The sequence below is a fragment of the Novispirillum itersonii subsp. itersonii ATCC 12639 genome, assembly GCF_000381985.1.
Taxonomy (GTDB): Bacteria; Pseudomonadota; Alphaproteobacteria; order Rhodospirillales; family Rhodospirillaceae; genus Novispirillum; species Novispirillum itersonii.
Window position 1 is genome coordinate 347,894 of the sequence record NZ_KB907337.1, and the last position, 13,348, is coordinate 361,241.

Sequence of the window (13,348 nt, forward strand, 5' to 3'; positions counted from 1 at the left end):
GTGTCTCTGGATGAAAAACTAAGCCGGGTTCTGGCCCGGCATGACGAACTGAGTGACCTTCTGGCCCATGATCCGAAGGCCGACATCCCCCGGCTGTCTAAGGAACTGGCGGAGCTTGATCCGGTCGTGGAGCAGATCCGCGCCTTCCGGAAGGTTCAGGCCGATTTTGCCGAGGCCGGTGCCCTGATGGCTGATCCCGAGATGAAGGATCTGGCCGAGGAAGAGTTCCACCGGCTGAAAAAGCTGATCCCGGAGATGGAGCAGGCGGTGCGTCTGGCCCTGTTGCCGAAGGATGAGGCCGATGAACGCAACGCCATTCTGGAAGTGCGGGCCGGAACCGGCGGTGAGGAAGCCGCCCTGTTTGCCGCCAGCCTGCTGCGGATGTACGAACGCTATGCCGCCGTCAAGGGCTGGCGCTTTGAGGTGATGGACGTCAACGAAACCGGGCTGGGTGGCTATAAGGAAGCGGTGGCCCAGATCAGCGGGCGCAATGTGTTCGGCCGCCTGAAGTATGAATCCGGGGTCCACCGGGTGCAGCGGGTACCGGAGACGGAGTCCGGCGGGCGTATTCATACCTCGGCGGCGACGGTGGCGGTGCTGCCGGAGGCACAGGATGTTGATGTGCAGATCAACGAAAATGACCTGCGGATTGATACCTACCGCTCGCAGGGGGCCGGGGGGCAGCACGTCAACACCACCGATTCCGCCGTCCGGATCACCCATATTCCCACTGGGGTGGTGGTTGCCTGTCAGGAAGAGCGGAGCCAGATCAAAAACCGCGCCAAGGCGATGGCGATGCTGCGGGCCAAACTGTATGACGAGCAGCGGCGGCGGCTGGATGACGAACGGGCGGCGGACCGCCGGTCACAGGTCGGTTCCGGCGACCGTTCCGAACGGATCAGGACCTATAATTTTCCGCAGGGGCGGGTGACGGATCACCGGATCGGCCTGACCAGCTACACCATTGAACGGGTGATGCAGGGCGACGGTCTGGATGAATTTGTCGATGCCCTGACCGCCGAGGATCAGGCCAGCCGTCTGGCGGAACTGGACTGATGGAAACCGTGGCAGCCGCGGTTGCGGCCCTGACCCCACGCTTTGCCGCTGCCGGAATAGACACCGCCCGTCTGGATGCGCGGTTGCTGGTGGCCGCCGTGGCGGGGATCCGCCCGCAGGATATTCTGCTGCGCCCCGATCTGCCGCTGTCAGAGCTTGCCCGGCTGCGGCTTGATGAGTACGCCCGACGCCGGGAGGCGCGGGAGCCGGTCAGCCGTATCCTCGGCGTGCGCGGTTTCTGGACGCTGGATCTGGAGGTCGGGACCTCTACCCTTGATCCCCGCCCGGATACCGAGACGGTGGTCGAGGACGTGCTGGACCGCTGCGTCACTCCACCGGGCCGTATCCTCGATCTTGGTACCGGCACCGGGGCTATTCTGCTGGCATTGCTGAGTGAATATCCGCAGGCGCAGGGGGTCGGGACCGACCTGATGGAAGAGGCGGTGGGGCTGGCGGCGCGTAACGCGGTGCGCTGTGGTCTGGCGCAGCGGGCGACCTTTGTGCAGGCAAGCTGGGCTGCCGGGATCAGCGGGCCGTTTGATGTGATTGTCTCTAATCCGCCCTATATTCCGGCAGCCGATATCGCCGCTTTGGCCCCCGAGGTGCGGAATCATGATCCGCTGACAGCGCTGGTAGGCGATGACCATGATGGTCTGGGGTGTTACAGGGTGCTGATTCCGCAGGCGAAATCCCTGCTGTCGCCGGGCGGTCTTCTCGCCCTTGAGGTCGGGATCGGGCAGGCGGCGGCGGTGGCTGATCTGCTGGCGCTGGCGGGGTTCAGTCATATCCGCGTCCGGGCCGATCTGGGCGGGGTTGACCGCTGTGTTTCCGGCCTGCTGGAACGGGAATAGCCTGCGGGCGGCATCCTGCGGTGTGGCGGGAAAGTCTGCCTGCTAAAAAAAAGAACCGTGGATGCAAAAAGAGCTTGGAACCGCGTGCGCAGCCGCTTAGGGTAGCGAAATGCGGCGCCAAAACCGACAGGGGCGCGCACCCAAGCCAACTCCATACAGACAGATAACCCCAATGACAGAGATGTCATGATCGGATGGGTGTTCTGGGCAGGCGGATCATCCGTTTTCTGCCGGGACGGCTTCAGGACACAAAGCCCCTGCTGCGGCGTCACGTAATCATCTCCCTGTGAGATCGCCCCCTGCTGTGGAATGCAGCAGGTTCAGGATTCCGCGAGGAAACCGGCGGGGAACGGCTGTGTTAATGCGGTCCGTCAGTTTTGGCGACCGCCTGCATAATGTTGACGGAGTCATGAAGTCAGGCCCGAACAATAAAGGCCGCATGCGCGGCCGTAACAACAACAATCCGCCCCAAAAGGGGCGCGGTCCGTCCCGCAATCAGGTTTACGACAGCAACGGTCCGGGGATCCGGGTGCGTGGCAACGCCCATCAGGTGGTCGAGAAATATCAGGCGCTGGCCCGCGATGCGGCAGCGCAGGGCGACCGCGTTCTGATGGAAAACTACCTGCAGCACGCCGAGCACTACTATCGCATCATCGTGGCGATGAACCAGAACAACCCGCAGCGGGTGATTCATCTGGTCGATCAGGCCCAGCTGGGCGATAGCCCGGATGACTTCTACGATGAAAACGAAGAAGCGGTGGTGGAGCCGATCGGCGCGGCCACGGCCTCGTTGATGGCGGCAGGTCAGTCCCATACTGTCAGCGATGACGGGTCTTATGGTGATGCTGACGGCTATGAAGCCGATGAAGGCTATCGCCGGGACAACCGGGGGAACCGGGGCGAATACCGCGACCGTGGTGACCGTCAGAATAACGACCGTCAGGGTGGGGACCGTCAGGGCGGCGACCGCGATAACCGGGGTGACCGCCGGGATCGCAACCGCCAGCGCGGCGAAGGCGGCGACAACCGCGATGGCCGCCGGGATAACCGCGACCGTGATGGTAACCGCGATACCCGTGACCGCGACAACACCCGTGACCGGGGCGAGCGGGGCGATAGCCGTGATTTCGAACGCCGCCGCGACCGCAACCGCAACCGCCGCGACCAGCAGCCGGCTGAGGGCACCGAGGGTGTCACCGACGCCGTGCCTGTGACTGAGATGCCGGTGGCTGCCGCCCCGGTTGCCGATGCTGTGGTATCTGCCCCGGTGGTCGCCAGTCCGGTCGTCGAGGCCCCGGTGGCTGTGGTTGACGCCGCACCGGCCCCGGTCAAGGAAACTCGCGCAAAAGCCAAAGATGTGGTCAAGGAAGCGGCCCCGGCTGCTGAGGCCGCCCCGGCCCCGGCCGCAGAGGCTGAAGCTGCCCCGGCCAAGGCACCGCGCCGCCGCCGCACCGCTGCTGCGGCCCCTGCTGCCGAAGACGCTCCGGCTGCTGAGGCCGCTCCGGCCCCGGTTGCAGAGGCTGAGGCTGGGGAACCGGCCAAAAAGCCGCGTCGGCGCCGGACCGCTGCCGCAGCCGACAACGCCGACAGCACTGAAGGCTGAGTGAAAAACGAAACGGGCCGGAGATATTCTCCGGCCCGCTTTGTATTGGGCCAGCCGGTTCTTTGTCCGGGAAAAGGCCTTTAGCGTTCGACAGATCCGTGGACTTCCACCGGATCACCCAGGCGGATGTCTCCCCCTTCCAGCACACGGGCATAAACGCCAAAGCAGCTATGACCAAATCCCTTCTTCAGGGTCAGCGGAACGTTGATGTCAACGGCCCCGCTGTCGAGGTCAACGCTGGTGGCGGAGCAGCGACCGATCTTTTCCTTCACCCACAGGCGGGTGGAGCCGATGCTGATATCGCGGCCGATCCAGTTGAATTCATCCCAGGCCGCCGGGCCGTTGATGATGATGTTACCCCGGAAACGGCGCATGTCCAGCGGGCGTCCGGCGACCCGTTCCAGATCTGCCAGACTGGCGGAATTCAGCAGGGCCACCACCGGCTCGTCATGGTCGGAAAAGACCACACTGTCGCCGCCGTCGATCACCTTGGGGGTGCCGCGGACCTCATCCTTGAGATAGGCCGCCAGAAAATCAGACAGCCGGGTCCGCCCGATGGGGCTGCCGATATTGGCCGAGGCCACCTTGCGGCCATCACGCTCGATGGTCAGGGTGGTGGTTGCCTCATCCCACCGGGTGGTCAGGGCTGCCAGACGTGGGTTTTTCGCCAGCATCAGAAAGTTTTTCTTGGCCAGCCATTCCGGTACGCCCGCATCAATCGGTGTCGATCCGTGGGCGATGGCAAAACGTCGGTCGCCGACCAGCCCCTGACCGGGGCGCAGGGTGGCGACGGAGAGGGCTTCCGGGCTCAGCCCCTTGACGGGGTGGCGATAGAGGTGCGTGACAGTCTTCATGATGACCGATCATTTTCCGCGCCGCAGCACAAGTCAACGGCTTACACCGATTCCAGACAGGAAAAAATGCCATTTTCGGCAAGCCTGCGAAATTCTGCAAATACCCCTTGCAGGTTAAGGGGGACCGCTTATGTCGATGTCTGTGGTATAATGCCACAGTTGATAGAAAACCGGGGCTGCCGCTGACGGGGCCCCCTTTCCCTGTCGCTCATTCCGAGGACATCAGATTATGAACTTTGAGACTTTCACTGACCGGGCCAAAGGGTTCATTCAGGCGGCGCAGACCATTGCCCTGCGCGAAGGCCACCAGCAGGTTACGCCCGAACATCTGCTGAAGGCCCTGCTGGATGACCGTGAAGGGGTGGCCTCTGGCCTGCTGGGCAAAGCCGGGGCCTCGGTCGATACCCTGCGCCAGAAGAATGATGACACCGTCAACCGCCTGCCGAAGGTGGAAGGTGCCAGTCAGATGTATTATGCGCAGGCGCTGTCGCGGGTGCTGGTTATGGCGCAGGACATGGCGGAAAAAGCCGGGGACAGCTTTGTCACCGCTGAATATCTGCTGCTGGCGCTGGCCTCTTACCCCGGCACCGACGCCGGTACGGCGATGAAACAGGCCGGTGTCACCGTCAACGGCCTGAACGCTGCGATTAAAGAGATGCGCAAGGGCCGCACGGCGGATTCCGCCGGGGCCGAGGGGCAGTATGATGCCCTGAAAAAGTATGCCCGCGATCTGACGCAGGCGGCCCGGGATGGCAAGCTGGATCCGGTGATTGGCCGTGATGAAGAGATCCGGCGGGCGATTCAGGTGCTGTCGCGCCGGACCAAGAACAACCCGGTGCTGATCGGGGAGCCCGGTGTCGGTAAGACTGCCGTGGTGGAAGGTCTGGCCCTGCGCATCGTCAATGGTGACGTCCCGGAATCGCTGGTCGGCAAAACCCTGATGGTGCTGGATCTGGGGGCGTTGATTGCCGGTGCTAAGTTCCGTGGTGAGTTCGAGGAACGCCTGAAGGCGGTGCTGAACGAAGTGACGGCAGCCGAAGGCGGCATCGTTCTGTTTATTGACGAGATGCACACGCTGGTCGGGGCCGGGAAGGGCGACGGCGCGATGGATGCCGCCAATCTGATCAAACCGGCTCTCGCCCGTGGCGAGCTGCACTGCGTCGGGGCGACCACGCTGGACGAATACCGCAAGCATGTTGAAAAAGATGCCGCTCTGGCGCGCCGGTTTCAGCCGGTGTTCGTTAATGAGCCAAGCGTCGAGGATACGGTCTCGATCCTGCGCGGGATTAAGGAAAAGTACGAACTGCATCATGGGGTGCGGATTGCCGACGCGGCGCTGGTTTCCGCCGCGACGCTGTCTAACCGTTACATCGCAGACCGTTTTCTGCCGGACAAGGCGATTGACCTTGTCGATGAGGCCGCCAGCCGCCTGCGGATGGAGGTGGACTCCAAGCCCGAGGATCTGGATGAACTCGACCGTCGGGTGATCCAGCTGAAGATCGAGCGTGAGGCCCTGAAGCGGGAAACGGACGAAGCCTCCCGCGACCGGCTGGAAAAGCTGGAGAAAGAGCTTGCTGAGCTGGAAGAAAAATCCACCGCCCTGACGGCCCGCTGGAAGGCGGAGAAAGACGTTCTGGCCGGGGCAACCCGGTTGAAGGAAAGCCTTGATCAGGCCCGTCAGGAACTGGATCAGGCCCTGCGCAACAGCCAGTATGAGCGCGCCGGGGAATTGCAGTATGCCGTTATTCCGGCTCTGCAACGGAAGCTGGATATCGCTGAAAACCGGCAGGGCAAGGGCGGGCTGGTGCAGGAAACCGTAACGCCGGAGCTGATCGCGGCGGTTGTCTCCCGCTGGACCGGTATTCCGGTGGATAAAATGCTGGAAGGTGAACGCGATAAGCTGCTGCGGATGGAAGAGGCGCTGGCGCGCCGGGTGATCGGCCAGTCGGAGGCGGTGACTGCGGTGGCCAATGCCGTCCGGCGGTCGCGGGCCGGATTGGGGGATCCCAACCGCCCGATCGGCTCCTTCCTGTTCCTCGGGCCGACCGGTGTCGGCAAAACCGAACTGACCAAGGCGCTTGCCGCGTTCCTGTTCGATGATGAAACGGCCATGGTCCGCATTGATATGTCGGAGTTTATGGAAAAACATGCTGTTTCCCGCCTGATCGGGGCCCCTCCCGGTTATGTCGGTTATGAGGAAGGAGGCACCCTGTCAGAAGCGGTACGGCGGCGGCCCTATCAGGTTGTGCTGTTTGACGAGGTGGAAAAAGCGCACCCGGATGTTTTCAACGTGTTGTTGCAGGTGCTGGATGATGGCCGCCTGACCGACGGGCAGGGGCATACGGTTGATTTCCGCAATACGCTGATCATCCTGACGTCTAATCTTGGGGCTGATATTCTGGCCCACCAGCCGGAAGGACAGGATTCCTCTGCGGTGCGGGGGGAGGTAATGGAGGTGGTGCGGGCCTCGTTCCGGCCGGAATTCCTGAACCGTCTGGATGAGGTGCTGCTGTTCCATCGTCTTGGCCGAAGCCATATGTCCGGCATCGTTGATATTCAGCTTGCCCGTCTGCGTCAGCGGCTGGTTGACCGTAAGATGGAGCTGGAAATCGACGAAAAAGGCCTGCACTGGCTGGCGGATAAGGGGTATGACCCGGTTTACGGGGCGCGCCCGCTCAAGCGTGTGATCCAGCGCCATCTGGAAAATCCGCTGGCGATGCTGCTGCTGGAAGGGGCGATCCGCGATGGGGGAACCATTCATGTCAGTGCGCAGGATGGGCGGCTGACCATCAACGGTACCCCGGTTGTGGTCGATCTGGATGCAGCACCGACCCCACCGACCCGGGCCGTTCATTAAGTCAGTCTCTGTCCGCGGCAAAACCTTTGCCTGCTTTTTCTGCGGGCACTTTCTGACAGACCGACTGAACAGCAGACGATGAAAAAACGGGAGCAGGGCTTTGTCTCTGCTCCCGTTTTTTCAGACAAGGCAGGGCCGTCAGTCGCAGGGCGGCAGCATAACCGTGGCGGTGGCCTGACAGGCGATGCCTTCTTTTCTGCCGGTGAAGCCGAGCTGTTCGGTGGTGGTGGCTTTAACGCTGACCCGGGCGGCGGAAATACCCATGATTTCGGCAAGGCGCTGTACCATCGCCAGCCGGTGCGGGCCAACCTTGGGGGTTTCGCAGATCAGGGTCAGATCGACGTTGCTGATCCGCCCGCCGCAGGCCGAGATCAGGGTGGCGGCATGGCGGAGGAAAATATCGGACGGGGCGCCTTTCCAGCGCATGTCCGTGGGGGGAAAATGCTTGCCGATATCGCCGGCCCCGATCGCCCCGTACAGGGCATCGGCCAGCGCATGAATGCCGACGTCGGCGTCGGAATGTCCGGCAAGGCCGTGGGTGTGTGGAACTTCTATACCGCAAAGAGTTACGAAGGTTCCTTCACAAAACGCATGCACGTCAAAGCCGCTGCCGGTCCGGGGTTCCAGCAGGGTCTGAGGGGACTGACCAAGGCCGGACAGGTCATCGCGGGTTGTGACTTTCAGGGTTGTGGCATCACCTTCCACCATGACGACGGAACCGCCTGCGGCTTCCAGAACGGCGGCATCGTCTGTCAGCGCGCGGTCCGCAAAGCGGCGGTGGGCATCAAGGATCTCGGTAAACCGGAAGGCCTGCGGGGTCTGTGCCCGCCACAGACCGTCGCGGGGCTGTGTAGACAGGATGCGGCGGTCGGCATTGACCTTTTTGACGGTATCGACCACCGGCAGACCGGGGATTGCCCCGGCATCAGTCAGCAGGGCGTTCAGCAGGCTGTCGATCACCCGGCGGCTGACAAAGGGGCGGGCCGCATCGTGGATCAGGACAGCATCGAAGCCTTTTCCATCAAGGGCTTCCAGTCCCATCCTGACACTGTCCTGCCGTTCGGCCCCGCCATGGACCGGGGGAAGAACCGTGAGCCCGTCGGCGGCGGCATCATACAGGGCGCGATCGTCGGGATGGATCACCGTCACCACTCCGCGCACGGCCGGATGGGCGCAGAAGGTGGCCAGACTGTGACGCAGCAGGGGTTGACCGTTCAGGGGCAGATACTGCTTCGGGATGGTCGATCCGAAGCGGGAGCCACGCCCGGCGGCAACAACGACAACGGCAACTTTCATGGTGGGGCATCCGGTGAAAAAGGCGGGGATGAAGGTCGCCACTTTAGCGCCTTCGCCGGGGCGGGCAAGGCCGGTGTTCCGCATCGGGGTCTGTGCGGGGAGTGACCCGGCAGTATCGGCGGGCTGTTGTCTTTATGCGGGAACTGGGCCATCCGGGCGTAAGCCCGGACTTGGAAGGGGTGTCGTCAGGTTGTTGTCTTTATGCGGGAACTGGGCCATCCGGGCGTAAGCCCGGACTTGGAAGGGGTGTCGTCAGGTTGTTGTCTTTATGTGGGAACTGGGTATGATCGCGCCATGTCCGCAGAAACACTCCATTCCCTGACGGCGCTTGCCACCCTGATCCCCGCCGTCCTGCTGACGTTTCGCCCCGGGGCGAAACGGGGGCATGCGTTTTGGGCCAGCCTGCTTCTGGCGTTGGGGGGCAGCGCAGCGCAGAGTGCCTTTGTGTTGCGGGCCGGATGGGTCAGCGGGCTGGCGCCTGCCCTGTGGGTGGTGATTGCCATCACCTGGGGGATGTTCCTGATCGGGGCTGTGCTGCTGCGGCAGGGCTGGCGGCTGATGCCGCTGCTGGCCCCCTATCTGCTGCTGCTGGGGCTGTTTGCCACGGTGTGGCAGCATGCGGTCGGCAAGCCGCTGGCCGTGGAATTTCCCACCGGCTGGGTGGTGCTGCATATCGCCGTCGGGGTGATGACCTATGCCTTCCTGACCTTTTCGGCTGTCGCGGCCTGCGCGGCCTTTCTGCAGGAACGGGCCCTGAAGCAGAAGCGCCCGAACGCATTCAGCCGTCAGTTGCCGTCGGTGGCCGACAGCGAGCATCTGTCCACCTCCATGCTGATTCATTCTGAGGTGGTTCTGGGCATTGGCCTGCTGTCAGGGATGGCGGTGGAATGGATGGAGCGGCACCGGCTGCTGGCGCTGGATCATAAAACCACCCTCAGCATTCTGGCCTTTGTGGTGATCGGTGCGTTGCTGGCGGCAAAACGGCTTGTCGGCACCCGGGGGCAGATGGCGGCGCGAATGGTCTTATTTGCGTATCTTCTGCTCACCCTTGCTTATCCAGGGGTGAAATTTGTCAGCGAAGTTCTCCTGAACCGCGCATAATCACAGAATATGACGGGGATGCCGTTTTTTTGGGCGCGTCAGACCGTTTTTGATTGCTCCTGACAGGCCTGCCTAATTATCATGCAGGCCTCAGCCTTCTGACGGATACTGTTTTCGGCCATGCCCCTTTTGTCCGCCCTGCATATCGGTCCGTTGGTGATCGAACATCCTGCCCTGATGGCCCCCATGTCGGGGGTGACGGACCGGCCGTTCCGGCGGCTGGCGCGTCGTTTCGGGGCCGGACTGGTGTATTCAGAGATGATCGCCAGCAGTCAGATGATCCGGGCCCATGCCGATACCCTGCGGATGAGCACACCCTGCGATGACGAATTCCCGATGGCAGTCCAGCTGGCGGGAAATGAGCCGGATGTGATGGCTGAAGCGGCAAAGATGAATGCTGACCGTGGCGCGGCCCTGATTGACATCAATATGGGCTGTCCGGTCAAAAAGGTGGTCAAGGGGTATGCCGGTTCTGCGCTGATGAAGGATGAGATCCTTGCCGGACGGATTATGGAAGCGGTGGCCAGGGCCGTGTCGGTGCCGGTAACCGTCAAGATGCGCCTGGGCTGGGATGCTGATCACCTGAACGCCCCCGCGCTGGCCCGCATTGCCGAAAACAGCGGGATGCAGATGGTGACCGTGCATGGACGGACCCGCTGCCAGATGTATACCGGCACGGCAGACTGGGCGCAGGTGCGGGCGGTGAAGCAGGCGATCTCGCTGCCCGTGACCGTTAACGGCGATATCCTCGATACCGACAGTGCCTGTCAGGCGCTGGCACAGTCCGGGGCTGATGCGGTGATGATCGGGCGCGGTGCGCAGGGGCGGCCGTGGCTTCTGGGGCAGATCGGGGCCTTTCTGCGGCATGGCACCGCACCGCAGGAGCCCGGCGTGGCCGAGCGCCTTGAGATATTGCTGGAGCATTTTGACGAGATCCTGACCCATTACGGCCGGGAAAAGGGCCTGCGGGTTGCCCGTAAGCATGTGGCCTGGGGGATTCACGGTCTGGCGGGCAGTAAGGAGTTCCGCGAGACGTTCCAGACCGAAGACTGTGCTGAGACGGCCCGCCGCAAGATCGTTGCGTTCCTGTCTGCCCGCAGTGGGGATGACGATGACCGGAAGCAGGCAGCCTGATGGGGGGCGGGAACATGAGTGACAGATCACCACAGCCCCGCAGCGGGGCCGATCTGGGGGCGGTGTTGTCCACCCTGCCCAACGCCATTCTGGTGATTGATGACGCTAATGTCATCCGCGATGCCAATCTGTCGGCGGAGCAGCTGTTCGAGGCCAGCGCCCCGATGCTGCGGGATCGCCGCCTTGACGAGCTTTTACCCCCCGATTCTATCGTCTGCGCCCTGGTGCGGCAGTCGCTGGAAACCCGCAGTCCGGTCTCGCAGCATGGTGCGGTTCTGGATTCCCTGCGGACCGGGCAGCGGGAAGTGACGCTGCAGGTTTCGCCGATGGTGGACCGTTCCGGCTGGGTGGTGCTGTCAATCGTCGAACATACGCTGGCGATGAAGATCGGTCAGCAACTGGTACACCGTGGGGCAGCGCGGTCCGTCACCGCGATGGCGGCAATGCTGGCACATGAGATCAAAAACCCGCTGTCGGGCATCCGGGGGGCGGCGCAGCTGCTGGAAATGGTGGTCGGGGACGAGGATAAGACCCTGACCAAACTGATCCGCGATGAAACCGACCGCATCGTCAAGCTGGTTGACCGGATGGAGGTGTTCTCTGATGAGCGTCCGCTGGAGCGGACCCCGGTGAACATTCATGAAGTGCTGGAGCATGTGCGCCGGGTGGCCGAGAATGGCTTTGGCCGGTCGGTCCGCTTTATTGAGCGTTACGACCCGTCGCTGCCGCCGGTGTCAGGCAACCGCGACCAGCTGATTCAGGTGTTTCTGAATCTGGTTAAAAACGCTGCCGAAGCCTGCCCGGATGAAGGGGGGGAGGTGGTGATCAGCACCGCCTATCAGCACGGGGTCCGTGTTGCCCTGCCGGGGGCCCGCACCATGATGAGCCTGCCGCTGGTGGTGGCGGTGCAGGATAACGGCAGCGGCATCCCCGAAGACCTGCGGGAAAACCTGTTTGACCCGTTTATCACCAGTAAGCCGAAAGGTTCCGGCCTTGGGCTGCCGCTGGTGGCCAAGCTGATCAACGATCATGGCGGTATCGTTGAGTTCGAGAGCATGCCCCGCCGTACCGTGTTTAAGGTGATGCTGCCGATTGTGCGCAGCCGCCCCGCGCCCGACTGGGCAGCCGCCTCCACATCCACTGGAAATGCCCCCCGATGAGCAGCACCATTCTCGTTGCCGATGACGACCACGGGATCCGGACCGTTCTGACGCAGGCCCTGACCCGCGCCGGATATGACGTGCGCACCACCGGCAACGCGGCGACCCTGTGGCGCTGGGTCAGCGACGGCGATGGCGATCTGGTGATCACCGATGTGGTGATGCCCGATGAAAACGGGCTGGACCTTCTGCCGCGGATTAAAAAGCTGCGCCCGGATCTGCGGGTGATCGTGATGAGCGCGCAGAATACCCTGCTGACGGCGGTTAAAGCCAACGAGCGCGGTGCGTTTGAATATCTGCCCAAGCCCTTTGATCTGCAGGAGCTGGTGGCGGTGGTCCGCCGGGGCCTGTCGCTGCCGAAATCGGCGCCGTCATCGGCAGCAACGGCAGAGGATGAGGAACGCCTGCCGCTGATCGGCCGCTCAACGGCGATGCAGGATATTTACCGGACGCTGGCCCGCCTGATGAACACCGATCTGACGGTGATGATCACCGGGGAGTCCGGGACCGGGAAGGAGCTGGTCGCCCGCGCCCTGCACGAATACGGCAAGCGCCGCAACGGGCCGTTTGTCGCTCTCAACATGGCGGCCATTCCGCGCGAGCTGATCGAGTCAGAACTGTTTGGCCATGAGCGCGGGGCCTTCACCGGGGCCACGGCCCGGGCGCAGGGCCGTTTTGAGCAGGCTGAGGGCGGTACGCTGTTCCTTGACGAAATCGGGGATATGCCGATTGAGGCGCAGACCCGCCTGCTGCGTGTGCTGCAGCAGGGGGAATACACCACGGTCGGCGGGCGGTCTGCCATCAAGACCAACGTGCGTATTGTTGCCGCCACCCACCGGGATTTGACCCAGCTGATCCGGCAGGGTCTGTTCCGTGAAGATCTTTATTACCGCCTGAACGTGGTGCCGATCCGCCTGCCGCCGCTGCGCGAGCGGTCAGAGGACATCCCCGAGCTGGCCCGTCACTTCCTCAGCCGGGTGGCGGAGGAAGGATTGCCGCTGAAGGCGATGGACAGTGCGGCGATGGAGCGTCTGAAGCGCCACCGCTGGCCCGGCAACGTCCGCGAGCTGGAAAATCTGATCCGGCGTCTGGCGGCCCTGCATGTGGAAGAAGTGATTCCGCTGGATGCGGTGGAGATGGAGCTGGTCAATCTGGAAGCGCCGCCCCCGCAGCAGGGCGACGTCAACGAGGGCCTGTCGGAAACGATCGAGCGTCACCTGCGTGCTTATTTTGATGCCCATCCGGGCAGTCTGCCGCCCAGCGGCCTGTATGACCGCATCCTGCGGGAGATGGAACGCCCGCTGATCGCCCTGACGCTGGAGGCGACACGGGGGAACCAGATCCGGGCGGCGCAGGTTTTGGGCTTGAATCGCAACACATTGCGGAAGAAGATCAAGGACCTCGAAATTTCCGGGCTGAAGGGCCTGAAATAAACA

The 13,348-nt window shown here is 63.0% G+C and carries 10 protein-coding genes; 8 read left to right on the forward strand and 2 right to left on the reverse strand.

Annotation, left to right across the window (positions count from 1 at the left end; all coding sequences use genetic code 11):
* The 3 genes from prfA (at position 1) to G365_RS22565 (ending at position 3,510) form a co-directional block, all read left to right on the forward strand.
* Complete coding sequence (prfA, locus tag G365_RS0101600) at positions 1-1,056, forward strand: peptide chain release factor 1 (RefSeq protein WP_019643748.1); 1,056 nt, start codon at positions 1-3, stop codon at positions 1,054-1,056.
* Positions 1,056-1,907: a peptide chain release factor N(5)-glutamine methyltransferase gene (gene prmC, locus G365_RS0101605; RefSeq protein ID WP_019643749.1), complete on the forward strand. Its 852-nt coding sequence runs from the start codon at positions 1,056-1,058 to the stop codon at positions 1,905-1,907. Before prfA ends, prmC begins: the two co-directional genes overlap by 1 nt.
* A 361-nt stretch (positions 1,908-2,268) precedes the next feature.
* Complete coding sequence (locus G365_RS22565; protein WP_019643750.1) at positions 2,269-3,510, forward strand: DUF4167 domain-containing protein; 1,242 nt, start codon at positions 2,269-2,271, stop codon at positions 3,508-3,510.
* 80 nt (positions 3,511-3,590) lie between these two features.
* On the opposite strand, the gene G365_RS0101615 is transcribed toward G365_RS22565, so the two are convergent.
* Positions 3,591-4,364: an MOSC domain-containing protein gene (locus tag G365_RS0101615; RefSeq protein WP_019643751.1), complete on the reverse strand. Its 774-nt coding sequence runs from the start codon at positions 4,362-4,364 to the stop codon at positions 3,591-3,593.
* Positions 4,365-4,593: 229 nt separating this feature from the next.
* Between G365_RS0101615 and clpB the strand changes: the two genes are divergently transcribed.
* Entirely contained in the window at positions 4,594-7,221 is a 2,628-nt protein-coding gene (gene clpB / locus G365_RS19855) for an ATP-dependent chaperone ClpB (protein WP_019643752.1), read from the forward strand.
* Between the two features lie 138 nt (positions 7,222-7,359).
* Here clpB and G365_RS0101625 read toward each other — a convergent pair whose 3' ends face one another.
* On the reverse strand, positions 7,360-8,517 hold the full coding sequence (locus tag G365_RS0101625; RefSeq protein ID WP_026345008.1) for a bifunctional 2-C-methyl-D-erythritol 4-phosphate cytidylyltransferase/2-C-methyl-D-erythritol 2,4-cyclodiphosphate synthase: 1,158 nt from the start codon (positions 8,515-8,517) through the stop codon (positions 7,360-7,362).
* A gap of 294 nt (positions 8,518-8,811) precedes the next feature.
* On the opposite strand from G365_RS0101625, the gene G365_RS0101630 reads away from it, so the two are divergent.
* The 4 genes from G365_RS0101630 (at position 8,812) to ntrC (ending at position 13,345) form a co-directional block, all read left to right on the forward strand.
* A complete protein-coding gene (locus G365_RS0101630) occupies positions 8,812-9,618 on the forward strand; it encodes a cytochrome C assembly family protein (protein WP_019643754.1) in 807 nt (268 codons plus the stop codon).
* 120 nt (positions 9,619-9,738) lie between these two features.
* A complete protein-coding gene (gene dusB, locus G365_RS19860; RefSeq protein WP_019643755.1) occupies positions 9,739-10,752 on the forward strand; it encodes a tRNA dihydrouridine synthase DusB in 1,014 nt (337 codons plus the stop codon).
* 14 nt (positions 10,753-10,766) lie between these two features.
* Positions 10,767-11,912 (forward strand): two-component system sensor histidine kinase NtrB, encoded by a 1,146-nt coding sequence (locus G365_RS0101640; protein WP_155976081.1) that lies wholly within the window; start codon positions 10,767-10,769, stop codon positions 11,910-11,912.
* Positions 11,909-13,345 carry a nitrogen regulation protein NR(I) gene (gene ntrC, locus G365_RS0101645; RefSeq protein WP_019643757.1) on the forward strand — a complete coding sequence of 479 codons (1,437 nt, stop codon included), beginning with the start codon at positions 11,909-11,911 and terminating at the stop codon, positions 13,343-13,345. Before G365_RS0101640 ends, ntrC begins: the two co-directional genes overlap by 4 nt.
* Positions 13,346-13,348 lie beyond the last annotated feature (3 nt).